Annotated in this window: 18 protein-coding genes; 4 read left to right on the top strand and 14 right to left on the bottom strand. The window is 36.6% G+C overall.

Translation table 11 applies throughout. The features are described from left to right. Positions 1 to 9 precede the first annotated feature (9 nt). The 12 genes from AC0L5Q_RS00670 to AC0L5Q_RS00615 all read right to left on the bottom strand — a co-directional run bounded on the left by AC0L5Q_RS00670 (position 10) and on the right by AC0L5Q_RS00615 (position 16,354). Positions 10 to 1,563 (bottom strand): tryptophan halogenase family protein, encoded by a 1,554-nt coding sequence (locus tag AC0L5Q_RS00670; protein ID WP_473613590.1) that lies wholly within the window; start codon positions 1,561 to 1,563, stop codon positions 10 to 12. Between the two features lie 159 nt (positions 1,564 to 1,722). Continuing rightward, a complete protein-coding gene (locus AC0L5Q_RS00665) occupies positions 1,723 to 4,503 on the bottom strand; it encodes a TonB-dependent receptor (RefSeq protein ID WP_473613589.1) in 2,781 nt (926 codons plus the stop codon). 376 nt (positions 4,504 to 4,879) lie between these two features. Beyond that, positions 4,880 to 6,343, bottom strand: a complete 1,464-nt coding sequence (gene aldA / locus AC0L5Q_RS00660; protein ID WP_473613588.1) for an aldehyde dehydrogenase — start codon at positions 6,341 to 6,343, stop codon at positions 4,880 to 4,882. Between the two features lie 4 nt (positions 6,344 to 6,347). Continuing rightward, on the bottom strand, positions 6,348 to 7,112 hold the full coding sequence (locus AC0L5Q_RS00655; protein WP_473618347.1) for a 2,5-didehydro-3-deoxy-L-galactonate 5-reductase: 765 nt from the start codon (positions 7,110 to 7,112) through the stop codon (positions 6,348 to 6,350). 36 nt (positions 7,113 to 7,148) lie between these two features. Next, complete coding sequence (locus AC0L5Q_RS00650; RefSeq protein WP_473613587.1) at positions 7,149 to 8,171, bottom strand: zinc-dependent alcohol dehydrogenase; 1,023 nt, start codon at positions 8,169 to 8,171, stop codon at positions 7,149 to 7,151. An 11-nt stretch (positions 8,172 to 8,182) separates the two neighbouring features. Next, positions 8,183 to 9,295, bottom strand: a complete 1,113-nt coding sequence (locus AC0L5Q_RS00645; RefSeq protein ID WP_473613586.1) for a mandelate racemase/muconate lactonizing enzyme family protein — start codon at positions 9,293 to 9,295, stop codon at positions 8,183 to 8,185. A gap of 305 nt (positions 9,296 to 9,600) precedes the next feature. Beyond that, a complete protein-coding gene (locus tag AC0L5Q_RS00640) occupies positions 9,601 to 10,362 on the bottom strand; it encodes a phytanoyl-CoA dioxygenase family protein (protein WP_473613585.1) in 762 nt (253 codons plus the stop codon). Positions 10,363 to 10,449: 87 nt separating this feature from the next. Further along, a complete protein-coding gene (locus AC0L5Q_RS00635) occupies positions 10,450 to 11,901 on the bottom strand; it encodes an aldehyde dehydrogenase family protein (RefSeq protein ID WP_473613584.1) in 1,452 nt (483 codons plus the stop codon). Between the two features lie 191 nt (positions 11,902 to 12,092). Beyond that, the gene (locus AC0L5Q_RS00630) at positions 12,093 to 12,872 is read right to left on the bottom strand and encodes an enoyl-CoA hydratase/isomerase family protein (protein WP_473613583.1); all 780 of its coding nucleotides are present in this window, start codon (positions 12,870 to 12,872) and stop codon (positions 12,093 to 12,095) included. A gap of 10 nt (positions 12,873 to 12,882) precedes the next feature. Then, on the bottom strand, positions 12,883 to 14,019 hold the full coding sequence (locus tag AC0L5Q_RS00625) for a CaiB/BaiF CoA transferase family protein (RefSeq protein ID WP_473613582.1): 1,137 nt from the start codon (positions 14,017 to 14,019) through the stop codon (positions 12,883 to 12,885). Next, positions 14,016 to 15,194, bottom strand: a complete 1,179-nt coding sequence (locus AC0L5Q_RS00620) for a CaiB/BaiF CoA transferase family protein (RefSeq protein ID WP_473613581.1) — start codon at positions 15,192 to 15,194, stop codon at positions 14,016 to 14,018. The genes AC0L5Q_RS00625 and AC0L5Q_RS00620 overlap by 4 nt, the downstream gene beginning before the upstream one ends. Continuing rightward, positions 15,191 to 16,354 (bottom strand): extracellular solute-binding protein, encoded by a 1,164-nt coding sequence (locus tag AC0L5Q_RS00615; RefSeq protein WP_473613580.1) that lies wholly within the window; start codon positions 16,352 to 16,354, stop codon positions 15,191 to 15,193. Before AC0L5Q_RS00615 ends, AC0L5Q_RS00620 begins: the two co-directional genes overlap by 4 nt. Positions 16,355 to 16,804: 450 nt before the next feature. On the opposite strand from AC0L5Q_RS00615, the gene AC0L5Q_RS00610 reads away from it, so the two are divergent. Genes AC0L5Q_RS00610 through AC0L5Q_RS00595 form a run of 4 tightly spaced genes read left to right on the top strand, consistent with a single transcriptional unit; the run spans position 16,805 to position 21,042 of the window. Continuing rightward, a complete protein-coding gene (locus AC0L5Q_RS00610) occupies positions 16,805 to 17,959 on the top strand; it encodes a mandelate racemase/muconate lactonizing enzyme family protein (RefSeq protein WP_473613579.1) in 1,155 nt (384 codons plus the stop codon). 52 nt (positions 17,960 to 18,011) lie between these two features. Continuing rightward, positions 18,012 to 19,322 carry an MFS transporter gene (locus AC0L5Q_RS00605; RefSeq protein ID WP_473613578.1) on the top strand — a complete coding sequence of 437 codons (1,311 nt, stop codon included), beginning with the start codon at positions 18,012 to 18,014 and terminating at the stop codon, positions 19,320 to 19,322. Positions 19,323 to 19,349: 27 nt separating this feature from the next. Next, positions 19,350 to 20,018: a bifunctional 4-hydroxy-2-oxoglutarate aldolase/2-dehydro-3-deoxy-phosphogluconate aldolase gene (locus tag AC0L5Q_RS00600; protein WP_473613577.1), complete on the top strand. Its 669-nt coding sequence runs from the start codon at positions 19,350 to 19,352 to the stop codon at positions 20,016 to 20,018. Continuing rightward, complete coding sequence (locus AC0L5Q_RS00595; RefSeq protein WP_473613576.1) at positions 20,011 to 21,042, top strand: SMP-30/gluconolactonase/LRE family protein; 1,032 nt, start codon at positions 20,011 to 20,013, stop codon at positions 21,040 to 21,042. The genes AC0L5Q_RS00600 and AC0L5Q_RS00595 overlap by 8 nt, the downstream gene beginning before the upstream one ends. Positions 21,043 to 21,109: 67 nt before the next feature. Here the strand turns inward: AC0L5Q_RS00595 and AC0L5Q_RS00590 are convergent, their stop codons facing one another. Next, positions 21,110 to 22,654 carry a tryptophan halogenase family protein gene (locus AC0L5Q_RS00590; protein ID WP_473613575.1) on the bottom strand — a complete coding sequence of 515 codons (1,545 nt, stop codon included), beginning with the start codon at positions 22,652 to 22,654 and terminating at the stop codon, positions 21,110 to 21,112. A 126-nt stretch (positions 22,655 to 22,780) separates the two neighbouring features. Beyond that, positions 22,781 to 25,645: a TonB-dependent receptor gene (locus tag AC0L5Q_RS00585; RefSeq protein ID WP_473613574.1), complete on the bottom strand. Its 2,865-nt coding sequence runs from the start codon at positions 25,643 to 25,645 to the stop codon at positions 22,781 to 22,783. Between the last annotated feature and the right edge of the window lie 145 nt (positions 25,646 to 25,790).

Genomic DNA, 25,790 nt, shown 5'->3' with positions numbered 1-25,790 from the left:
ATCCTATTTTTATACGCGCTGTAAGCCATATTGGTATATTTTATTTAGCAATTCGCGATTTGTTTTCAATGTGCTTGTATATTCTTTAGTTTGCATAGCAACTTGTTGAAAATGTTCTGCTGCAACTTGCTGGCTTTGCTCTGAAATACCGAAAGGGTTCGGTTCTGTATTAAATCCCATACCGTATAAAATATATTGATAACTTGCGGCAGGGAAAACCTCTAACGATTGTTCAAAATCAGTATCGCTAGGTTCTTGATATTGCCATAATAATAACTGTTCTTTTAAATAATCAGAAAGTGTATTTGGGTCTCGGTGATCAATCCAAAACTGGCTATCCGTTCTTTTATTTAAACAATAATGTAGTTTTAAAAAATCTATGATGCGCTCCCAACGGTAACTAAAAGTTGTATTAAAACGCTTAGCGGCTATATCCATTGTAGTTCTATTCGTTGGAAACTTATCAGCAATCATTTGCGCAGATATTTCTACTAATAACAAAGCAGACGCTTCAAGCGGCTCTAAAAAGCCTGCAGATAAACCGATAGCGACACAGTTTTTTTCCCAAAATTTTTCTCTATGGCCAGGATTAAAAGCTATTTTTCTAAAAGATAGTTTTTCAGCTTCTACCGAAGAAAGGTTAAGATAATTGAGTAATTCTTGATGAGCTTTATCATCACTAATATAACGACTTGAATAAACATGGCCAACACCACGACGAGTAGATAAACCTATATCCCATATCCAACCTGCTGATTGTGCTGTAGAAAGTGTATGTGAAACTATTGGACTATTTTGATCTTCATAAGGTACTTGCACTGCAAGTGCCGTATCAGCAAATAAAGTATCACGACAAGAAACAAAAGGAACGTTAAAGTGTTCACCTAAAAGGAGGGATTTAAACCCCGTACAATCAATAAAAAAATCGCCTACTAACTCTGTATCTAAAGACGTTGTTAATGAGGAAATATCGCCGTTATTATCTGAATTAACCTTAACAACATTCGCTGAAACATAGTTAACACCTAAGGTATTAATACAATGCTTTTTCAAAAATTCAGAAAAAACACCAGCATCTAAATGATAAGCATAATTGGCAACTGCTGCATATTCAGCCGTTATCATTTGTTTGGGGGCTAATCCTAACTCACAGATAGCTTCTTGATAACAAACTGTATTTGAAAATGATTGTTCGTCATTATTATTTTTCCAATGTTTAGCTAAGTTAATTGAATCGTAACCTTGGGGTAACACAAGCGGATGATAATAAAAGTCATCTTTAGCTCCCGTAACCCATTGAGAAAACTTAGCACCTTGTTTGAATGACACATTACATTCTTTAATAAAATCAGTTTCTCGTATTCCCATATTTTTTAAAGTATTACGCATCGTTGGCCAAGTACCTTCACCAACACCAACAATAGGGATATCAGGAGATTCAATTAATGTAATAGAAAAGCCCGAATCTACTTCTTTTTTGAGTGTTGAAGCTAAAATACCTGCAGTTATCCAACCTGCAGTGCCTCCTCCAACAATTACGATATTTTTTATATGTTTAGTCATATTAAAGACCTCTACATTTAAAGGATATTTATAAAGCAAAAAAGGGGAACCCCAAAATATGGTGTTCCCCTCCCATTATACTCAATTAAATAAAATACATACTAATACTGATTAGTACTTCATATAATAACGAGTACATATGAACAATCAGTGTATTCGTTAAAATTTAGCTCTAACGCCTACATTATAACGTGCACCATATTCTTCAAAATCAACAAGTTGACGAGAAAAACGGCTATAACGTCGTGTTGTTTCTTCAGTAATATTGATACCTTCAACAAATACAGAAACCGTATCATTAATATCGTAGCTAGCATTAATATCAACTTGCGAATAAGCTTCAGTAAACGTTGGAGAAGTACCACCTTGAAGCAAGAAGTCATCACGCCAGTTATAAGCAACTCGGAATGAAATAGCATCTTTTTCATAAAATGCAACGACATTCGCTGAATCACTCAGCCCTGTTAATGCAAAATCATTACTTAAACTGTAAGGGTTGTATTCATCACTACTATTTACTACTGTATAGTTAACAATACCACCAAAACCTGAATCTCCAAACATATGTTGAATGTTAAATTCCCAACCATTCACTTCTGTTTCATCTTGATTCACAGGCGTTGTTACAGTCCAAATAATTGCTGGATCTGTAGGTTGAGATACACAATCAGGGTTAGGCAAAGCTACACTTCCTGATGGACAAATACCTCTTGGATTTATACTTGGATTAGTAATAGGACCATCTGGTCCTTCAATGATACGTTCTTCTTCACCATTAGCAATGAAGTTATCTACTTCTTTACGGAAATGCCCAATAGAAACATAACTACCTTCTCCATAATACCACTCTAACGAAAGATCTAAGTTTTTAGCTTCGTAAGGCAATAAGTTAGGATTACCTTGGCTTGCTCTAAATGGTCCTGTAGAAAAATGATTATCCAAAGAAGTTGCAGGAAACATAGCATCAATACTGCTTCGAGAAATTGTATTACTGTATGAAACACGCGCTACAAGATCTTTTTGAATTTCTAAACTTAAGTTTAAACTAGGTAAATAGTGACTATACTTACCTTTTAATTCACTAGCCTCTGTCGTAGGAGATAAAATTTTCGACATTTCAAGTGGTGTTATCCAATTCAATCCTACTACAGGTTGAATAACAGAATATGAACTTACATTTGTTGTTTCATGACGCAAACCTAAATTCGCATTAAATGGCATATCATTAAATTCTGTCGCAATATCAAATGAAATATAAATAGCATCAGTATCTTCTTCTATACCATTAATATCTTTTGATTCTTCATTAAGTAAACCTTGCGCTTCAACTAAATCTAAGAATTGATCGGCGCTATATCGTGAAAGTTGATCAAAACCAATTTCACCAGGTACGAATGTTAGATCTAAATCACTAATATCCAATGCACCGCCACCTAAACCAAAGTTAGCACCGTAAATATCAATTGTATCTACTTTATAAACCGTATTTGAAATACCAAAATTAATCGCGGTTAAATCACCGTCGCCCATGTTTTCCCAACGGCCATCAATTTGAATTTGTTTAATATTATTTTCAATTTCAAAACCACGTTCTTGATATAAATCACCTTCAATATTAGCCTTATCAAATGCTCCACCTGTTAGACCTGCCGCAGCAAACCCTGAGTCATCATAAGACACCGTTGGAATATCTCCAGAAAAATCAGCACTTATAGTTACAGGCGCAGCAGCACCAAATGGGTTTTTCAAATTAGCGATTCTTTCTGCAGGAAGCGCACCTGGATTTGCATGCGATGTAGAATTATGAGCATCAATTGTAAATGAAAGAGAGTCAGTTGCTTGCCAATCTATATTAATTCCAACAGAATCATTTTCAGTTTCATATTGATATTCCCATGCCCAGAAGTTTAACTCATCGTTTTGTCTACTTGGATTAATAATTGTACCATTGGCATCAGCATTACCCGTTTCAACATTATCAAACCAAAAACTTGTACGATTCATAGTACTTTTATCATCTAAACGAGAAAGTACATAATCAGTACTAATAATAAGATTATCAGTAGGTGCAAATTGTAATACTAATTGAGCATTTTGGCGTTCACGTTCTGTATCTCGATCATCAACATCAACTGTTGGCACTCTCCAAGTATTTAAATCAGGATTTTTTGATGTATCAATATTAGCAGTACCTGGGTTTGCTTGCCCTGGGTATCCAGTAGCCCATCCGCCTTGTGTCCCTATACGATCAGAATGGCTATCACGAGCAGAATGAGAAAGAGCTAATAAAACACCAAAAGTGTCATCCATAAATGTATTACTAATCATCCCTGAAACTTCTGGTGTGACGGTACTCCCTGTATCAACACTAGTATCAATAATACCTTTTGCACTAGCTATTGCTTTAAAGCCGTCATAATCGAAAGGCTTAGCTGATTTAATATTAATCGTAGCACCAATACCACCCGAATTGAGATCGGCACGACCTGTTTTATAAACTTCAACAGCAGAAACGGTTTCTGCACCAATTTCTTTGAAGTTAAAGCTACGTGTAATGCCTTCTGATGCCAGTGCAGATGAATTAGGCATTTGACGACCATTTAAGGTAACTAGGTTAAAGCTAGGTCCAAAACCACGAACCGTAACTTGGTTACCTTCATTATTTGAGCGGTCTATTGAAACACCTGTAATGCGTTGTAACGATTCAGCTAAGTTAGTATCTGGAAACTTGCCGATATCTTCCGCTGAAATACCATCAACAACACCTGACGCATCTCGTTTAAGTGCTGTAGATTTACTTAAAGAACTAAAAATACCAGTAACTTGAATAACTTCAACTTCGCTTGTATCCGTTTTTGCCTCTTCAGCAAAGACTTGACCACTGCTAGCAACTAACATTGCTGCAAAAATCGAATTTAATTTAAATTGACTTTGTTTCATTTGACTTCCCCTTTAGTTTGTTTTTTTGTAATCAAATAATACACAATAATTATTTAATTGTTAACAATCTATCATTAGAATTGGTACTGGTCAACTTGTTATAAAACCAAAGTAAAATAAAGATTACCAACAATAAAAACTTGCTATATAAAAATACGTAAATAATTGAATATAAAGAAGATTAACAATATTTTTTTATAAATTATTTATTAAAAATTTTAATTAAAAAACATATTTTATTTCAGTATATAAAACCTCTAATTCACGGATAAAAAACATTGTTTTTTGGATAAAAAAAACCCTTAATAAAAACTATTAAGGGTCAATTTTCACACAGGGGGGAGTTATGTAAAAATATAAAAATGTAAAAACTTAACTATTTTTCTACCATGTATACTGTTTTCTTCTCTAGGTATTGCTCAAGACCAAATTTACCGTCTTCGCCACCAAAACCACTTTGTTTCCAACCATTGTGGAAGCCTTGATGTTGTTCACCCATTCCGCGATTAACATATACTTCACCAACTTCTAATTCGTTGATTGCTTTGTTAATATCGAAGAAATTTTTCGTATAAATATAAGCACTTAAACCATAAATACTGTCGTTACAGAATTCGATTGCTTGGTCCATATCTTTTACTTTAATAATAGGTAAAACAGGGCCAAAGGTTTCTTCGTGCACAGCAATATTGTCTTGTGCCACATCAACTAACAAGGTAGGTTCATACCAACAACCACCTTCATAGCCAGTTACCGTTGCAGTTTTACCACCGGTCGCAACAGTAGCACCTTGTTTGATACTTTCTTGTACAATATGATCAATGTTTTCAATTTCACGTTGGTTACATTTTGGTCCCATTTGTGTATCAGGGTTCATAGGGTCACCAACTCTTAACGCTTTAACAGCCGGTAAAAATTTATCCATGAATTTTTCATACACACTTTCTTGAACATATAAGCGTTCAACACAAGTACAAACCTGACCACAGTTAGCAAAACGTCCCCAAAGAGCACCTTCAACCGCTGCATCTAAATCAGCATCTTCCATTACAACCATAGGCGCTTTACCACCTAGCTCTAACATAACCGGAGTCATATATTCAGCTGATGTTTTGTAGATTTGCTTACCTGCAGCAGTAGACCCTGTCATAGTGATCATTTTAGTGATTGGGCTTTCACACAATGCTTGACCAACAACTGAACCAGAACCATTAATCACGTTAAGTACACCAGCAGGAATACCTGCTTCGTTAGCAATACGACCTAATTCGGTTGTTGCTAAAGGCGTTTCTTGAGTTGGTTTTAATACAATAGTATTACCTGTTATTAACGCAGGACCAATTTTACGGCCAGCCAATGCTAACGGGAAATTCCAAGCTGTAATACCTACTACAACACCACGTGGTACTTTGTGAATGTAAATTTTTTCATCTTCGTTGTCTGAAGGAAGAATATCACCTTCAATGGTTAACGCATGATCACAAGCGTAATCAATGAATGTAGCCGTAACGTCTACTTCCATTTGAGCAACAGATAATAATTTACCTTGTTCAGCCACTAACATCGGCGCAAGAATATCTTTATTTTCACGAATTTTATTCGCAAAGTTACGAAGAATACTTTGACGTGTGCGTGCAGTTAATTTAGCCCATTTTTTTTGAGCAGCATCAGCTAATTCTAGCGCGTGTTGTGCATCTTCAGCACAACCTTTTGGAATAGCGCCAATCACTTCACCTGTAGACGGACTTAAAATATCAATTTTACCGTCTACTTTCGATGAAATATATTCACCATTAATAAAGTTTACATTGTTTTGAAATTTAAAATTTTGCGTAGCCATGGAATTATCTCCCCATCCAGCCGCCGTCTACCAATAAGATAGCGCCGTTAACATAACTAGCAGCTTCAGAAGCTAAAAATACTGCTGGTCCTTTAAAGTCTTCAGGATTACCCCAACGACCTTGTGGAATACGACCTAAAATAGCCGCATTACGTTCTGCATCAGCACGAAGTGCTTCCGTGTTATCTGTATTGATATAACCCGGTGCAATAGCATTAACGTTTACGCCTTTACCAGCCCATTCGTTAGACAAAGCCATAACCAATTGGCCAATAGCGCCTTTACTTGCTGCATAGCCAGGAACAGTAATACCGCCTTGGAATGTTAATAAAGAAGCCGTAAATATAATTTTACCTGCACCACGATTAACCATTTCTTTACCAATTTCACGGCTAAGAATAAATTGTGAGTTTAAATTAACGTCAATCACTTTATCCCATAAGTCATCGCCATGTTCAGCTGCAGGAGCACGTAAAATAGTACCCGCGTTGTTCACTAAAATATCAATTTTAGGGAAGTCAGCTTTTACTTCTTTGATGAAAGCATATAAAGAATCACGATCAGAAAAATCACATTGGTAACCTTTAAAGTTTTTCCCTAGTGCTTTTACTTCTTTTTCAACGTCAGAACCTTCAAGTTCTAACGATGCTGAAACACCAATAATGTCAGCGCCAGCTTCAGCCAAACCTAATGCGATACCTTTACCAATACCACGTTTACAACCGGTAACTAAGGCTACTTTGCCTTCTAAACTAAACTTCTCAAACATGTTATTCATTTCTAAAACCCTGTATCTAATATCAAACTATTCTGCGTTACATTCAACAAGTGCTTTCATGCCTTCTGGATTACCATCCATGCTAGCGAATGCTGTACCAATTTCAGCTAACGGACTTACTGAGCTAATAAATGGCTTGAGATCAATTTGACCTGAAGCAATTAATTCAATTGCCCAATCAAAGTCTGCGGCTTCGTATACACGAGCGCCAAGTAACTCAAGTTCTTTCCAGAAAAATTGAAACAAATCAATTTCAGGTTTAGTACTATGAATCGCCACCATAACGATACGACCACGACGCCCTGCTATTTGAGTCATTGCATCAATTGCTGGTTTAACGCCTGATACTTCAAATACTACATCAGCACCTTTAGTTGCTGTCCATTCGTCAACGTAAGCAGCTAAATCTTGATCAATAGGGTTAACTGATTTAACACCTAATTCGTCAGCAAATGCACGACGGCTTTCATTAGGTTCAGACACTAATACTTCTGCGCCAACACTTTTCGCAACAGCAGCAACTAATTGACCAATTGGACCACCACCTAGAACAACAACTTTTTCGCCCGCTTTTAAACGTGAACGACGTACGTCATGACAAGCTACAGATAAAGGTTCAACTAATGCACCTTGTTTTAAATCAACACCAGCAGGTAATTTATGTAATGTACGTGCTTTAACTGTCCAGCTTGATTGGAAAGCACCAGGGGTATCTATACCCATAAATTTAAGGTTTTGACAAATATGGGTGTGTCCTGCATTACACGTAGGACATTCGCCACACCAATCAAGTGGACGAACAACTACTTTTTCACCCACAGCAAAACCAGTAACACCAGCTCCAATTTCAGCAACAACACCTGAAATTTCGTGACCTATCGTTTGTGGGATAGAAACACGTTGATCCATTACACCGTGATAAATATGCATATCTGTACCACAGATACCTACATAACCTACGTTTAAACGTACTTCACCAGCTTGAGGCGCTAGTTCTTCACCAGCAACTAAATCAAAACCTTTATTACCTATATAACGAGCAGCAACCATTTTTTTTACCCTTAAGAATGTTTAATTAAATATTGACTAAGTAGCGCGTCGTCGAATACAACGCCTGTTCCTGCAACTTCTGGAGCAATAGCTCTTCCATTTTCATCTAACTGAAGAGGATGTTTTGTGTATTGATCGATTGGAAACGAATGTACTTCTAAGTAGCCTGAGTGAGCTTGAGAAGCTAACAAAGACACATGTAATTCATGCATACCATGGCTACAAAGAGGCAAGTTATTGTCTTTAGCCATTTTTGCCACTCTCAAAAACCCAGTAATACCACCAATATTTGAAGCATCTGGCTGTAAAAAGCTCAACTTAGCTTGTGCGATGGCATAACCAAATTCATGAGTTGTATGCAAGTTTTCACCCATAGCAAGTGGGATATTGATATTGTTTGCAATTTTTGCAAACCCTAAATAATCGTCAGGTATTGTTGGCTCTTCAAACCAAGAAATATCGTATTTTTCTATCGCTTTACCAAATACAATGGCTTGATCTACCGATAGTGAGTAGTTTGCATCTACCATAAATACAATATCAGAACCAATAAGCTCTCTAACCGCTGCAACACGTGCAACGTCTTCAAGGTAATTTTCTTTACCTACCTTAATCTTTACGGCTTTAAAGCCTTTGTTAAGGTAACCTTGAATGTTACTTAATAATTTTTCTTGTGAAAAGTTCAAATCAATACCACCTGCGTAACAAGCAGTTGTATTACTTGCCCCACCAGCAACTTGCCAAAGCGGTTTATCTAAACGTTTACAATGCACATCCCATAACGCGATATCGACAGCAGACATAGCAAAACTGACTAAACCGCCACGACCTACATAATGTAGATGCCATTCCATTTCATCCCAAATTTTTTCAATTTGAGAAGCGTCTTGATCCAACAACAAAGGTTTTAATTCATCATTCAAAAGAGAATAAATGGCACGACCACCTTTACCTCCAGTGTATGTGTAACCAACACCTTCTAATCCATCTTCACAAATAACTCTTAAAAGAATTAATTCGAAATGCGTATGATCACCATGTTTAGCATCAGATAAAACTTCCGCTAGAGGTACTTGATAATATTCAACTTTTACGGAGCTAATTTTATTCACATTTAAATCCATAGTTCTACCTAACACTACAAAAACAGTTTATTGTTAACAATTTACACCTTGACGAAGGTTTTGTAAAGAAAATAAATAAAGCCAACATGAAGATATCTCATATATACAAGCATTACTTTATATATAAAACCCCGAAACATCAAGAAGACATTATAAATCACAATGAAAACCAATACTTACTAAAAGCTTCACCATTAATAATCGTTAAATAGATATAAAAAAGAAAGGATTTAAATTTGTAGTGTTCAATTAATCTATTGATCTTTCTAAATTATTCTTCTTAGAAAGATCAATAGATAGTAGGTTTATGCCTTCCAATTAATAATAGCGTCGTCTTCAACTCTATTAAGTGGATAATAAATAGCTTCATTCTCTTTGAAAGATTTATTACTTAATGCGTTATAAGCACAAATCATTGACCACCTAGGCTCTGATGATTTATTTTGATTCGATTTATGCAATAAATTTGCATGGAAAAATAATACATCGCCAGGCTCAAGTTCAACATCAATCAATTCATGATGCTTTAATGCTTCCTCAACAAACTCAAGCTCAGCTCCCTTTTGATCACCTGTTTTAGTATGGTTGAGACGACCAATATGATGCGAACCTTTTAACACTTGTAAACAGCCATTCTCAATAGTCGCTTTATTAATAGCTACCATGCAGCTAATTTGTTTAGGGTATAAATAATAATTATCGTTATGCCAATAACCAAAATCTTGATGCCATTCCCAAGCGCCACCTACGTAAGGTTCTTTCATCATTATTTTTGTACTTGTGTGGTAAGCTTCTTCATTCAAAATAGCTTCTACTGAGTCAACTAAACGTCTACCTCGAGAGAACATGCTATAAAGCCCGTCATCCAACTCTTGCCAAATACACACTTTACTCACGGTACCTGAACTATCTTTTTTATCCCATGCTCTTTCATATAAAGAGTCATCGCTAAACGCTTTATTTTGAATAAGAGATATTTCATCATTACTGTAATAGTTTTTAGCAATGACATAACCATTTTTATGAAACTCGTTTATTTGATCTGCTGTTAACGCAATTTTAGACATGTTCTGCCCCTTTAAATTATTCATATAAGAACATTGGATTTATATAAGAATAATAAACGTAAAATATTAATTGTCAACAAAAATGAATTAATCATAATTGAAATAGACAGCTCTTTTTTGTAAATACCCTTCAATACCGTAGATACCATCTTCTCCACCAGTACCGCTTCGTTTGTGTCCTGAATGATACCCTTGTATGTATCCACATATCATTTTATTGACAAAAACAGTACCAACTTGCATATGATTAATAGCATGGAAAGCTGTTTTCATACTTTGTGTAAAAATATAAGCTGATAAGGCATCTTCACGATCGTTACAAATTTCAAGGGCTTCTTGATAATTGTCAACAACAACAATTGGCATAATAGGTCCGAAAATTTCGCTGGTTGCTAACGGCATATCTCGTTTTACATCACTCACTACCGTTGGCATGTACCAATGACCTTTTTTATATTCTTCACCTTGAGGTCTACCGCCGACTTCAACTTTTGCCCCCATGGCAACACTGTCTTTTAATAAGCCATCAATACGCTCAATACTCGCGCCTGTTACACTAGGGCCCATGTTTACATTACTCATAGGATCACCAAAAGTGATCTCTTTAACGCGTTCAACAACTCGTTTAGTAAATTCTTCTGCAATTCCTTTTTCCACAAGAACTAATTCATTACAAATGCACACCTGTCCTGAATTGGCATAACGAGAAATAACTGCGGCTTCTACAGCTTTATCTAAATCAGCATCGTTAAGTACTACAAATGATGCTTTACCGCCAAGTTCTAACACTAAACCAGAAACATTTTCGCCCGACGCTTTGTAGATTGCCTGCCCTGCACGAGTACTTCCCGTTAAAGAAACTAAGCGCGTACTTTTATGCGTTACCAAAGCAGAACTTACTTCAATGCCTTGACCACTCACTAAGTTAATAACGCCTTTAGGTAATCCTATTTCATCTACCACTTTACAAAACTCAACCGCTGTAACAGGCGTTGCTTCATGAGCTTTTAAAATCATGGAGTTTCCAGTAACAAGTGCAGGACCAATTTTTCGGCCAATTAAAGCAAGCGGATAATTATAAGCACATAAACCTAATGTAACGCCGTAAGGAACTTTTTGTATCCACAATTGCTCGTTAGCATTTTCGCTTGGGTAAATATTCCCCTCAATACGTCGAGCCGCTTCAGCAGAATAAGTTAAGTAGTTGATAGTGTCGTCAAATTCGCCATAGGCTTCAGCTAATGTTTTACCCTGTTCTTTAACTAATAACTCAGCAAAGTGATCTCGCTTTTCTTGTAAAGCATCAGCTATTTTTCGTATCCAATTACCACGTTCTATAGCAGGTAGTAATTGCCATGACTTTTGTGCTTTTTCTGATGATTCTACCGCTCGTTGCACATCTTCAATTGTACAATCAGGAACACTTGCCCAAATGGTTTCATCTGCAGGATTCTCAACTGCAAATGTTGCACCTGATGAAGCATTAACAAACTCTCCATCGATATAGCATGCATATTGTTTAATTGAATTACTGGTCATAACTGACTCCTTTAAAAGTGTTCTTTCTTAATATTTAATATATACCCGTTACCATTCAAGGTCCGTATTTCAGAGCACTTGAGCGATATCAATTCAAGGCAATGCTTTGTCATAATGAGTCATTCCTTTATAAGAAGCATTAACGAGTAAGTGATTTTTATCAAGCGCTTCTTCAATGGGTATAAAGTAGATTAGCGACCAGTAAATACTGGTAAACGTTTTTCAACAAAAGCGTTAAAACCTTCCTTTGCATCATCTGTATCGTAAAGCTGTGAAACTAATGTTTGCTCTAATGCCAGCGCTTCATTAATAGGTAACAATGCACCGCCATATACTGCTTTTTTAGTAGCCGCAATTGCTTTTGCGGGCCCCTGAGCTATTTTAGTTGCATAAGCGAGTACTTCTTGTTCAAAGGTTTCACTATCAATCAACCGATTAATTAAGTGATAGCTTATTGCCTGTTGAGGTGAAATAGGATCACCAGTGGTAAGCATTTCTAACGCAAGCGGTAAACCAATAAGTTTGGTTAATCGTTGACTTCCTCCATTGCCAGGGATTAGCCCTAACTTTATTTCTGGTAACCCTAATAAGTAATTACCATCAATACCTAGTCGAAAATCACAAGCAAGCGCAAGCTCTAAGCCGCCCCCTAAACAATGACCGTTAAGTGCTGCAATATAAATTTTGTTACTGTTTTCAATTAACGCTAAATTCTTACGAGCTTGATCAACCATAAGTTGATTTTCTGCGTTGCTGTTTTGCTGAAACATTTTAATGTCTGCGCCAGCACAGAAAAATTTCGCTGAGGTGCTATTGATAATAATGGCATTAACATTTTTATCGTTTTCAGCTAACAGCAGTTTTTCTTCCAACAAAGCTAACATCCCTTGATGGTAAGCATTAGCTGGCCCTCGGTTTAATGAAAGTACCGCAACAGATCCAATAACTTGGTATAAAATCTCATTATTCATTTGTGTTACCTTAACGATTGCTTTTATAAATTGCGTTATGTTCACCAAGCTTTGGTGCGCCTTGTTCAGCTAATAAAAATTCACCATCTATTCGGATAGGACAGCGTGTAGTTTCATATTGACTACCATCACTCATAGACACTGTTTGCAACATATCCAAAGCTTTAAAGCCATCATGAGCTAATAAATCCTCCCAATTAAGTACATCTGAACACCAGATATCGGCAGGTTCTAGTAACGATAACCAATATTGAGTTGTTTGATTAACTAAGTGAGTTTTTAAAAGTAATTTAATGTCATCTCGTTGAGCAAACCATTGGCTAGCATCAGTAAACGCAAGTAACGGCTCACATCCTAAAATTTGGCCTAACTGAGGAATCCCCCCCATTGAAATACAAATATAGCCATCAAGTGTTTTGTATAAACCATAAGCACCGCCAACCAAAGCATGCGCCCCGTTGATTTTATTTCGACGCGGTTGTTCTTGATCTTGGTAATACAAAGTTAACGGTTCAAATTGAAAGTCTAAAATAGCTTCAAGCATACTGACTTGTACTAAGGTTGAACTGTTATTGCTATCTTGGTTAATTAACGCAGCAAGTATTCCTTGTACCAACTGAGCACCAGCTAAAATATCAGCTACAGCAACCCCCATAGGAACAGGTCCATCTGAATCGTTACCAGACAACCAAGTTAACCCCGACAACGCTTGCAGCAATAAATCTTGTCCAGGTTTATGACTCCACGGACCATCGCAGCCATAACCGGTGATTTCACCGTAAATTACGCGAGGATTCAAAACTTGTACTTTGGCATAATCTAACCCTAGTTTTTTCATTACTGTGGGCCTAAAATTATTTATCACTACGTCTGCACGGGTAATAAGTGCTTCTATAATTTTTTTGTCTTCTGCATTTTTTAAATTTAAGGTTACACTTTTTTTATTGCGATTAATGGCTTGAAATAGAGAAGACTCTCCTAAAATATCACAATTGGACACATACAAACGGCGACACAAATCACCTTGTTCTGGCTGTTCAATTTTAATCACCTCAGCCCCTAAATCCGCTAAGCGTAAACTAGCCGATGGCCCAGATAAAAATTGAGTAAAATCTAAAACAACAACACCTTCTAATGGTTTTATCATGATTTAGTCTCCCTTGCAGAGCGATCAATAAGGTCTAATGAAAACTGCTTAGTTAAACTTTCATTTGCGTTACCTAATCGTGGGGCAGCTATTGAAGAAGCTAGTTTTTCACCATTTAATTGAATAGGACAACGTGTAGTGATCACCTTATGATTCTCACCACGAACAAGAGGTAGTTCCATTGATAATTGTTTATACGCGGGGTGCTGTAATAATTGAGCATAGGTATAAACGTCTGAACACCAAATATCTTGAGCTTCTAAGATATTTAACCAGTACTCTGTGCTTTTTTCTATTAGTACTTTTTGTAAAGTATTTTTTATTTCATCTCGATAAGTAAAGGCGTCTGCCAAATAATTTTCTGGTATAGGTTTACAGTCAATTAATTGTATGAGTTGTTGTAGATCTGTCATCGCAATAGCAAGATAGCCATCACTTGTTTGATAAATACCATAAGGCGCTGCAAGTAATGAATGAGCATTAGCTTGTTTACTGCGTATCGGTAAATCGAAGCCATTATTAAGGTATGTTGTTAGCCCTTCAAACTGAAAGTCGATAATAGATTCCATCAAACTTACTTCAATATGCGCACCAATTCCCTTACGCTTTCTCCTTACCAAACCAGCTAATATTGCTTGAGCAAAATGAGTACCACACATCATATCAGCTACTGCTAAGCCAAAAGGTACAGGATCAGAATCTTTATTGCCTGACTGCCAAGCAAGCCCTGAAAGTGACTGCGCAAGCAAATCTTGTCCTGGCTTGTGTTGCCATGGCCCTGTTTTACCGTAACCACTGACTTCACCATAAATGATGCTTGGGTTAATCGCCTGAACAGCTTTATGATCTAAGCCTATTTTCTCCATAATGCCAGGACGAAAATTATGCGTCATCACGTCAGCTTCTTTTATTAACGCTTTAACTTTCTCTAAGTCATCAGGGTTCTTTAAATCAGCACTGAAAGATTCTTTATTTCGATTAATGGTATGAAATAAAACGCTGTCTCCATCTACCCACATATTTTTAGTTGCGAGTTGTCTACAAGCATCACCTGTACCTGGACGTTCTATTTTTATTACGCGTGCCCCTAGATCTGCAAGGCGTAATCCTGCATAAGGACCAGCCAAATATTGGCTAAACTCTAATACAGTAATACCTTCAAGGGGCAGTTTCATAGTACGATACCTTTTGACTCTAAATACAAAGCGTTAAGTTTAGCTAATAATGCTTTTTCATCGCCGCCATTCATTAAATATTCACGGATAGGTTTACCACTATTGTCTTGAAAAAACATATGACCATGATATCTAGGACGTAAATAAGCGCGGTCTAACGTTGGTAAAGTATCTTTAAAATAGTTATCACAATTTTCATTAGCGTAATCAGACAACCATGCTTTTCTATGTCCTGGCTGCCCGCCAAAATCTATATAAAACGACTGCTGCATTTTCTCATTAGCAACAAATTGGGCGTATTGCGCAGCAATTTCTTTATGCTCAGAGTTAGCAGAAATAGCTAATCCCGTACCACCTAAGGTTGTACATAATCTATCAGTATTAGGTAAACTAACTGTATCAGCGAACTTAAGAAGCTTTCGAGCATAGTTTGGTTTTGCATAATTTGAATAACCATAAGCAAACGGACAATAAGCAAATTTATCAGTTTGTGTCATGGCTTCATAAACTTGAATAGGATTCCAATCAAAACAATCTTTGTCTAAATTCATTGACAATTCTCGTAATAACTTTAACGATTTTATACCTATTTCTTCGCTTACAACGTGCGTGTCTGATACGCAAACATCTTCGCCTAGCGTTGAACAAAGCATATAAAAATTCATTAAGGTATCTTGCGGAATAGATGGCACAGCAACTTTACCTAGCTTAGCAAGATGCATTAATTCTTCCCACGTATTGGGGATTTCTAAACCGAGTTCTTGTAAAAGATCTAAACGTGCAGACGCAACAGGTGTTGCGGCATCTATTGCTAAGGCGACTTGTTTATTTTGAAAACAGTAACTTTCGTGTGAATGCCCTACTGAATTATTAGCTTGGTCTGCTAAAAAATCTTCAGGGAGCCAATCGTTTAACGGCACAATAACACCTGTCTGCGCCGCAAACCCAGCCCAAGGATGATCAATAACTAAAAGATCATAACGTTTAGCTAATTTATCAATAGGTTCATCAGCAAAAGCTTGTAAAGAGCGCTTCTCCCATGAAATGCGTACATGTGGATTTAGTTCTTCAAAGCGTTGGGCGGTTGCGGCCATCGGTGTAAAACCTCGGGTATGACACCAAGTGATCCCGCGTAATTCTATATTTTTTGTTTGAGTCATGAGTATCTTCTATTACGGTTAATTATTTATATATAAATTCCATATACGAGTATAAATACAGATAAGCTAGTGTCAAGTGATGATTTAATACTCTATTTAAAAAATTTTAATTTTTGATAAAACATCCTTAGATTTAATCGCTTATTTTATTGTTTTTCAGCTAAAAAAATAGATAACATCAACAACAAACAAAACAAAAAAAACAATAAAAACAACAACAAAAGATTAATAATCCGTATTAAACTTAGTAAAAACAAAAAAATAACGTTTATAGATATAAGTACTATAAACTACAAACAATAAGACTTTTTCTGCTCAAGTATAACAAAATAAATCATTAAACCCTGTTAAATTATGTGTAATTTATTGTATATTGAGCATACTAACTACATTTTACATAAATAGAAACTCTGATAATTACACGAAAAATCTAAGTTTCGGAGAATTTACATGAAAATTACAAACATAAAAGCATATGGTTTTTGGGCAGGTTTCAGAAACGTTTGTTTAGTAAAAGTTGAAACAGATGAAGGTTTTTACGGCTGGGGAGAATCAGGGTTATCTGGTCGTGAAAAAGCGGTTATGGGCGCTGTAGAACACTTTAGAGAATTTTTGATTGGTAAAGATCCCACTAATATAAGTGCCCTTTGGCAAGAGATGTACCGCAGCCAATATTTTGAAGGTGGACGAGTTTTATCAGCAGCCATTGCAGCCATTGATATTGCTTTACATGATTTAGTTGCAAAAAGTTTAAACATTCCTGTATATCAATTGCTTGGCGGAAAACAACGAGACAGGATCCCCTTATTTGCTACAACAGTGGCTCCCATGGGCCCTGAATTAGTTGATGATGTATTACGACTCAAAAATGAAGGCTGGCAAGTTATAAGAACAACAACAGGCCAAGCAGGCGATGCCGAAAAAGCTGAGCTTTTTGATCCAAGAAAATCAATTAGTCAAGCCGCGATATGGCTAACTAAAGCAAGAGAAGCGCTTGGCCCTGAAATAACGCTAGGAATTGATTATCATCACAGATTGTCGGTACCCGAAACAGCCTCCTTTATTCAACGAATGCCCGTTGGCACCATAGACTTTATTGAGGAGCCTATTAGAAATGAATCTCCTACGGCTTACCAAGCACTTCGTCAAATGTGTGATATTCCTTTAGCAATAGGCGAAGAACTAACAAGTAAATGGGACTTTGCTCCCTATACAGAAACAGGCTTAACTAATTTTGGTCGTGTGGATATATGCAATGCGGGCGGCTTTACCGAATCAATGAAAATTGCCGCATTGTGTGAATTACATTACATAGACATGATGCCACACAACCCGTTAAGCCCAATATGCGCAGCCGCTTCAATTCATTACTGTGCTGCAATTCCAAACGTTGCATGGCTTGAGCTACCACCTTACGATGGTGATTTAACTGACTACGACCGTTATTTTGTCAATCGTCCTGAAGTTATAAATAACGCCTTTAATGTATCTGACTCCCCAGGTTTAGGTATAGACGTTAATGAAGATGAAATTAAAGATTTAACCTTTAAATACTGGGAAGCTCCTCGCTTATACAAAAGTGATGGCTCGTACACTAATTGGTAATTCACTATTAAAAAACGATATAAATAACAATATAAAAATAACGGAAATAAATATGGAAAACACCGAATTGATTGCTAAAGAGAAACCAACTAAAAAACGGTTTCACGTATTAACACTTGTTTTTTTGAGTGTTGTTATTAACTACATGGACAGAACAAACATTTCTGTCGCAGCAGCGGCATTAACTGAAGAACTAAGTCTGACTTCGGTTCAAATGGGCTTAATATTTTCAGCCTTTGGCTGGACTTATTCTATTTTGCAAATACCTGGAGGGATCACCGTAGACTTAGTTAAAACACGTATTTTATATCCTTTTATACTGGTCATGTGGTCATTAGCTACTTTAGTACAAGGTATGGTGAGTTCATTTGCTGCTTTAATTGGTTGTAGAATGGCTATTGGTGCTTTTGAAGCCCCTTCTTACCCATGTAACAACAAAATTATCACTACTTGGTTTCCAGAAAACGAACGTGCTTCTGCTATTGCAGTGTATACGTCAGGGCAATTTATTGGTTTAGCGTTTTTAATGCCATTTTTAGCGATTATTCAAGACAACTTTGGTTGGAGAGGTTTGTTTATTATTTCAGGTCTTATCGGTATTGTATGGGCCATAATCTGGTATATCTTCTATCGAGATCCACAAGATCATCCAAGTATTAATAAGCAAGAACTCACGTTAATTTCTGACACCGCACCAGCAGAAAACAAAGAAAAAAAAGAAGAAAAAAGCAAGTTTACCCGTGCAGACTTTATTTCTGTTTTTTCAAGTAAAAAGCTATGGGGAATTTATATAGGTCAATTTTGTTTAGGTGGAACATTAATGTTCTTTCTTACATGGTTCCCTACTTATTTAGTTGAGTATAGAGGTTTAGACTTTATTCAATCGGGGTTTTTAGCATCGGTTCCTTTTTTAGCTGCTTTTTTTGGCGTATTAATTTCTGGGTTCAGTTCAGACTATTTAGTGAGAAAAGGTGTATCTAAAGAATTTTCACGTAAAGCTCCTATTATTGTAGGGCTACTATTAACAACCTGTATTATAGGCGCAAACTATACAGACGATACCTTTTGGGTAATCACCTTCTTATCTATCGCCTTTTTTGGTAATGGCTTATCGTCAATTGCTTGGGTGTTTGTTTCATTGCTTGCACCAAAACATTTAGTTGGGTTAGTTGGTGGATGCTTTAATTCTATTGGTGGCCTTTCAGCTGTAGCGGTTCCAATTATTATTGGTTACTTAGTTCAAGATGGCGACTTTAAACCTGCCCTATTATTCATTTCAGCCTTGGCTGCTATTGGTTGCTTATCCTATTTATTTCTTGTTGGAAAAATACAGCGTATTGATGAGCCATTACCCGAAAAATAGATTAACACATAACATTTAGGTAAAAAAATGAGTTTATATTTAAACCAGCAACGTACTAACACCCTTAATAAAATTATTGAAAGTCAGTTAGTTGCTATAATACGCCTTGCGCAGCAATCAGAGATTGAATCGGTAATAAAGTGCTTAGTGGAAGGTGGTGTTACAACATTAGAAATTACGGCAAACACCCCAGGGTATTGTGAGGAAATCAGCAAAGCACGCGCTAATTATCCTGAAATACTCGTAGGAGCTGGTACTGTAATAAATACCGAAAGAGCTAACCTTGCTATTGAAGCAGGCGCACAATTTTTAGTGACACCTAATACAGAAAGCACTATTGTTCAACTGGCTCATTCTAAAGGTATTCCTGTTTTAATGGGGGCATTAACACCAACCGATATTGCACAAGCTATACACTTTAATGCTGACTTAATTAAAGTATTTCCAGCAGGAGCTTTAGGAGTAAACTATTTTAAAGGCCTTCAAGGACCTTTTTCAAATACACCTTTAATGCCTGTTGGTGGCGTAAATATAGATAACATAGAAGAATGGTTTTCAGCTGGGGCTATTGGTGTTGGAGTGGGTAACGACTTAACCCGTGCGGTAACAACACCGGAACAACAAAATAAATTAATAACGTTAGTGCAAGCTTATCTTGCAAAACTACCCAAAAACAAAGGGACTACACATGTATAAATTAACGTTTGCGTTAATGATATTAGCGCTTACTTCATGCGCTATTTCAAACACAGCTAACAGTAATGATGGTCATTTAGTCACAAGCGAAATTAAGCCGTCAATTGAAATTATCTCGCAAGAAGCCAATGCTATTTTAGATAAATCTGCTGTTATTAAAACCTTAGCGTCTGACTTTGCATGGACCGAAGGACCACTTTGGTTAACAAAAGAAGGCTACTTAATTTTTTCAGATATTCCTAATAACAAGATCATGAAATATCACCCTCTTGAAGGCGTTAGTGTTTATTTAGAGAATTCTGGCTCAACAGGATTACACAAAGGTGACCACACGCAAGGTTCTAACGGATTGTTGCTTGACCAACATGATAATTTAATACTTTTACAACAAGGTGATAGACGAATAGCAGTAATGAATGCGCCTACCTCATCACCAAGCAATAACTTTAAAACTCTGGCGGGTTACTATAATGGCAAACGTCTTAATAGCCCTAATGATGCAGTATTACATTCTGACGGTAGCTTATTTTTTACGGATCCTCCTTATGGCTTAAAAGACATAATGGATGACAAACGAAAAGAGCTTACTTTTCAAGGCATATACCGTTTAGCACCAGATGGTAACTTACAACTACTTGACGACAAAATTAGCTTCCCGAATGGTATTGCTATATCAGCAGACGAAAAAACCTTATATGTGGCAGTTTCCGATCAATCATTCCCTCATTGGTTAGCTTACGATTTATCGTCTGATGGTAAAGTAAGTAACAAACGAGTACTGATAGACGCAAGCGAATTTATAGGTGTAGCAGGAGAGCAAGGCATGCCAGATGGCATGGCGGTTCATTCAAGCGGACTTATTTTTGCTACAGGCCCTGGTGGAGTTTGGTTAATTACACCTAAAGGGAAAGTATTAGCAAAAATTAAAACCGGTAAACTTACCGCTAATTGCACCTTATCTGCCGATGAAAAGACCCTTTATTTAACCGCTCATAACACGTTAATGAGTGTAGCGCTTAAGTAACTTCAATTTAATCAAAAATAAAGGCCTAATTTTTATAACACAATAAAAATTAGGCCTTATATAAAAGCTACTCTCTAATTTCCTTCAAAAAAGTACGATTCTGCTTTAACCTTGATAAGCATTGCGCTGTTTGTTGCTGAACCAGATTAAAATGAGAAACTGCACTGGTTTCTTGAATAATAGAAGGACGGATGTGAAGTTGACTTTTAAACCCCATGCCACATAAAACATATTGATAACTCGCTGAAGGAAACATTTGTATTCGATCAAAATCATAATGCCATGGAACCTGTTCCTGCCATATATTAAGCAAACGAGTTAGGCTTTCAGGAATACTCGATAGCTCGCGATTATCTCTCCAAAACATTCCCGTATCACGTTGACTCAGTACATAATGCAATTTTAAAAAGTCTATCGTTGATTGCCAATGATGTAATAAACGTTCATTAAACCGTTGAGCAATCACGTCCATCCCCTGTCGTGTTTGAGGCAGCTGTTGCGCGATCATATTTGCCGAAATTTCTACAAGCGCTAAAGATGAGGCTTCGAGTGGCTCAACAAACCCCGCAGACAATCCAACAGCAACGCAGTTATTTTTCCAAAAAACTTCTCTATATCCAGGTTCAAAAACAATTTTTTTAATAGATTGCTCATCTATTTTTTTGCTGTTTTTATTCGTTTTTTTAATATAATCAAGTAATTGCTGTTTAGCTTTTTCTTCACTTATATATTCACTTGCATATACATGCCCTACGCCCCTACGGCTATATAAACCTATATCCCAAATCCACCCCGCCTCTTGTGCTGTAGATAATGTTACTGAGGCGATAGGGCTTTCATCGTCTATATAAGGAACTTGTACAGCAAGTGCTGAATCAATAAATAACGTGTCTTTTTTAGAAATAAAGGGGACTTGATAATGCTTACCAATTAACAGCGCACTTCTTCCCGTACAATCAACAAACAAGTCGCCATTAACTACGCCATTTTTACTAGTGTTAAGTGCTTTTATGTCATTATTTTTTAAGTCCGACAACACAGATAGCACATCATCACTTATGTAATTAATTTTAAGCTTATTTAAGCAATAATCTTTCAAAAATTTAGCAAATAATCCCGCGTCTAAGTGATAGCCATAATTACAAACAAAGGCATATTCAGGTGTAGATATTTGCTTGGGTGCCATATGATGTTCGCAAATAACTTCTTGTGGTGATACCAATTCAGAAAAGGATATTTCATAATCTTTCGCCATCCAATGCCAAGCTAAATTACTTTCATTAAAATCTTGGGGTAAAGAAAATGGGTGATAATAGCTGTTTGAATAATTATCATTATTCCACTGACAAAACTTAGATCCCTGCTTAAATGAAACATCGCATGAACGTATAAAATCTAGCTCGCTCACACCCATTTTTCTTAGCGTATTACGCATGGTTGGCCACGTTCCTTCGCCAACACCAACAGGTTCAATAGATGGCGACTCGATTAACGTAATATTAATTGAGTCAGCGCCATACATACTCTTAATGGTTGAAGCTAAAACACCTGCGGTTAGCCACCCCGCTGTACCACCTCCAACAATAATGATATTTTTAATGAGTTTAGTCATAACCCTACTCCATAAAAAAAGAGACTGCCCCCTGAAAAGAAGCAGTCTCAAAATGCATAGTTCCTGTGGGAGATACGTATGCATGCAAACAATTGCAGCTTTTAAATAACCCTAGTATAAAAGTATTTAAAAATTCGCTCGAATACCAACAACGTATCTACTACCAAAGTCTTCGGCTGCTAAAAACTGATTTTCATAGCGACCATAACGATGAGCCGTTTCTTCCAGTATATTTAATCCTTCAAAAACAATGGTAATTGATTCATTAATATCGTAACTCATATTAAAATCTATTTGACCATAAGCTTTTGTAAATACGGGTTCATTTGGACTATGAAACTGATTAGTATTCAACAGAAAGTCATCGCGCCAATTATAAGCGATACGTGCTTGAAAGCCGTTTTTGTCATAAAAAGCCACAAGGTTAGCTGAATCACTTAAGCCAGTTAAAGAAACACTTTGCTCAAATGACGAAGGATCAAACTCAACATCGCCATCAACTAACGTAAAGTTAAACTGTCCACCAAAACCTGATTCACCAAACATATGTTGTAAAGCAAATTCCCAACCACTTACCTCTGCATCTTCAAGGTTTTTAGGGGTAATCACGGCAAAATTAACATCAGGATCACTTGGCTGAGAAAGACAATTGGTATTATAAGGCTCTGTTGATGCATCTGGACAACCTGCCCTTGGATTGACAGAAGGATCGGTAAGGGGTGTACCATCAGCACCATTGATTGTTCTATTCTCTACAGTGGTACCAATAAAGTTATCAACAAATTTATGGAAGTAGCCCAACGATACATAACTACCCTCGTCGTAATACCACTCTAAAGAAAGATCGATATTATTTGAAGTATAAGGTAATAAATTAGGATCGCCTTGTGTTGCATTAAAAGGGCCACCTGGTCTCATATTGGTAATTTTAGTTGCGGGTGCAATAGCCGTAACATCACTACGCGTTAACGTTCTGCTATAAGAAAAACGACCTACTACATCTTCATTAAATTCTAAACTGATATCGAGGTTAGGTAAAAATTCAGTATAACCGCCATGTAATGTATCAAGGCTTACTTCACTACCTGGTGGAAAATACCCACGAATTTCCTCTTCATGCAAATATACCAAGCTCGTAGGTAACGTCGCCGTTGACGAAGCTGTTACGTCGGTATCTTCATAACGTAAACCAACGTTCATAGTGATAGGAAGGCCATTAAATTCATTGATCAAATCAAATGATATATACGCTGAAAAAGTATCTTCAGTAATATTATCAATTGATACTGGATCTTCATTAATATAACCGCCATCAGTTATCGCTTGATTAACAATACCAGGGTCTGAATTAAACTGCATATCAAATAAATGTTCAGAGCCACTAAAATTATTACCAACATTTGACGGTGTAAACGATAAACCTAAACTATCAATATCAAGTACGTCATAAATAACGCTAAAACCAAAACGTTTATTCGTGTCAAACTTGTATTTAAGACCACCAATACCAAAATTAATATTAGCTAAAGATCCATCACTTAAGTTTTCCCATTCCCCACTTAATCCCCACTGCTGAATATTATTTTTAATTTCATGACCACGAACAACCACAACATCTCCATCAACGTTATTAAGTGAATAGGGGTCATAGTTAGCAGGAATAGGTGCAGGAGCACTAGGATCTTCCGTTGTTAACGTTGGTTGAGCAAAAACAGCGGGAACTTCAGCGCCCGTGAAATCTAAACCAATATCAACATATCTGGCATCTGCAGGTGTACTAATAACGGTAGTAAATTCACTAATTTCTCCACCCGGTTGAGTTTGCGACGTTGAATCGTGGGCATCAAAGCTAAGTTGTAAACTGTCAGTTGCTTGCCAAACAATATTTAATCCCATTGAATCATTTTCAGTTTCAACAACTTGATGAGTACTTGTATAATTTAAACGGTGATTTTTATGGCGAGGATTAATAACGGTACCGTTACTGTCTACCGTACCCGTGGTATTTACATCAGAGTCAAACCAAAATCCAGTTAAAATACGATCAATAGATTCATCAAAGCGCGAGCCAGTATAATCTAACGTAAGGGTTAGATTATCCGTTGCTGCATATTGGGCAACAAACTGCATATTATCTCGTTTACGTTCATGATCGCCATATTCAACAGCAAAGTTACGAGGCACCCAAAAAATACCGTCAGGATTATCTGGGTTAGTTATACCTGATGAATCAATTCCAGTATAAGTAGAGCCATCATCAGCTAACCAACCGTCATTTACCACGGCTTCCTTACGACTATCACGCTCAGAACGTGAATAAGCGACTAACAAACCTAATTTACCATCTAGGAATACATTACTATACAAACCTGAAATTTCCGGAGTAATATCATCGCCATTTACATTACTTGTATCCATAATTCCTTTAGCAGACAAAGATACTTTTTGCTCTCCATAAGTTAAAGGTTTCGCGGTTTGTAAATCGATAGTTGCACCGATACCCCCACTGTTTATATGCGCTTTACCTGTTTTATAAACATTTACCCCTGAAACAACTTCAGCAGCAATATGCTGAAAATTAAAGGCACGATTAATAGCACCGTCAGTGGATAATGTTGAAGAAGTAGGCATCGCACGGCCATTTAACGTAACCATATTAAAGGTAGGGCCAAAACCACGAACAGAAACCTGATTACCTTCATTGTTTGAACGGTCAATAGAAACCCCAGTGATCCTTTGTAAAGATTCAGCCAAGTTAGTATCGGGAAACTTACCAATATCTTCCGCGGTAATAGCATCTACTACACCGCTAGACTCTCTTTTAATATTAGCAGAGCTTGCAAGGGAGCTTCGTATACCAACAACTTCAATAACTTCAGTTTCTTGTTTTTCATCTTCAAATGCAAAAGCATTTGGAGCCATATTTAATGTCACTAATGCAACTGCTGTTGCCACCTTGCTACGCGTGAATTCCCGATTAATATTTTTCATGATTCCCCTTCAATAATATTTTTTATAATTAGATTTAAAGCCTATTCCTTAATTAATTTTTAACGCTATATTGTTCGTTAATCAACCAACCACAAATAATATTACACACAATTACTAACATATCAATCATCAATTGACATATTTT

Source organism: Pseudocolwellia sp. G5-9 (assembly GCF_055808995.1).
The sequence above is the reverse complement of the archived record's forward strand: the minus strand, read 5'-3'. Positions and strand labels throughout refer to the sequence as shown.

Bases quoted from the DNA above. Each gene is read 5' to 3' on its own strand.
- AC0L5Q_RS00670 (WP_473613590.1), bottom strand. From the start codon at position 1,563: ATGACTAAACATATAAAAAATATCGTAATTGTTGGAGGAGGCACTGCA.
- AC0L5Q_RS00665 (WP_473613589.1), bottom strand. From the start codon at position 4,503: ATGAAACAAAGTCAATTTAAATTAAATTCGATTTTTGCAGCAATGTTA.
- aldA (WP_473613588.1), bottom strand. From the start codon at position 6,343: ATGGCTACGCAAAATTTTAAATTTCAAAACAATGTAAACTTTATTAAT.
- AC0L5Q_RS00655 (WP_473618347.1), bottom strand. From the start codon at position 7,112: ATGTTTGAGAAGTTTAGTTTAGAAGGCAAAGTAGCCTTAGTTACCGGT.
- AC0L5Q_RS00650 (WP_473613587.1), bottom strand. From the start codon at position 8,171: ATGGTTGCTGCTCGTTATATAGGTAATAAAGGTTTTGATTTAGTTGCT.
- AC0L5Q_RS00645 (WP_473613586.1), bottom strand. From the start codon at position 9,295: ATGGATTTAAATGTGAATAAAATTAGCTCCGTAAAAGTTGAATATTAT.
- AC0L5Q_RS00640 (WP_473613585.1), bottom strand. From the start codon at position 10,362: ATGTCTAAAATTGCGTTAACAGCAGATCAAATAAACGAGTTTCATAAA.
- AC0L5Q_RS00635 (WP_473613584.1), bottom strand. From the start codon at position 11,901: ATGACCAGTAATTCAATTAAACAATATGCATGCTATATCGATGGAGAG.
- AC0L5Q_RS00630 (WP_473613583.1), bottom strand. From the start codon at position 12,872: ATGAATAATGAGATTTTATACCAAGTTATTGGATCTGTTGCGGTACTT.
- AC0L5Q_RS00625 (WP_473613582.1), bottom strand. From the start codon at position 14,019: ATGATAAAACCATTAGAAGGTGTTGTTGTTTTAGATTTTACTCAATTT.
- AC0L5Q_RS00620 (WP_473613581.1), bottom strand. From the start codon at position 15,194: ATGAAACTGCCCCTTGAAGGTATTACTGTATTAGAGTTTAGCCAATAT.
- AC0L5Q_RS00615 (WP_473613580.1), bottom strand. From the start codon at position 16,354: ATGACTCAAACAAAAAATATAGAATTACGCGGGATCACTTGGTGTCAT.
- AC0L5Q_RS00610 (WP_473613579.1), top strand. From the start codon at position 16,805: ATGAAAATTACAAACATAAAAGCATATGGTTTTTGGGCAGGTTTCAGA.
- AC0L5Q_RS00605 (WP_473613578.1), top strand. From the start codon at position 18,012: ATGGAAAACACCGAATTGATTGCTAAAGAGAAACCAACTAAAAAACGG.
- AC0L5Q_RS00600 (WP_473613577.1), top strand. From the start codon at position 19,350: ATGAGTTTATATTTAAACCAGCAACGTACTAACACCCTTAATAAAATT.
- AC0L5Q_RS00595 (WP_473613576.1), top strand. From the start codon at position 20,011: ATGTATAAATTAACGTTTGCGTTAATGATATTAGCGCTTACTTCATGC.
- AC0L5Q_RS00590 (WP_473613575.1), bottom strand. From the start codon at position 22,654: ATGACTAAACTCATTAAAAATATCATTATTGTTGGAGGTGGTACAGCG.
- AC0L5Q_RS00585 (WP_473613574.1), bottom strand. From the start codon at position 25,645: ATGAAAAATATTAATCGGGAATTCACGCGTAGCAAGGTGGCAACAGCA.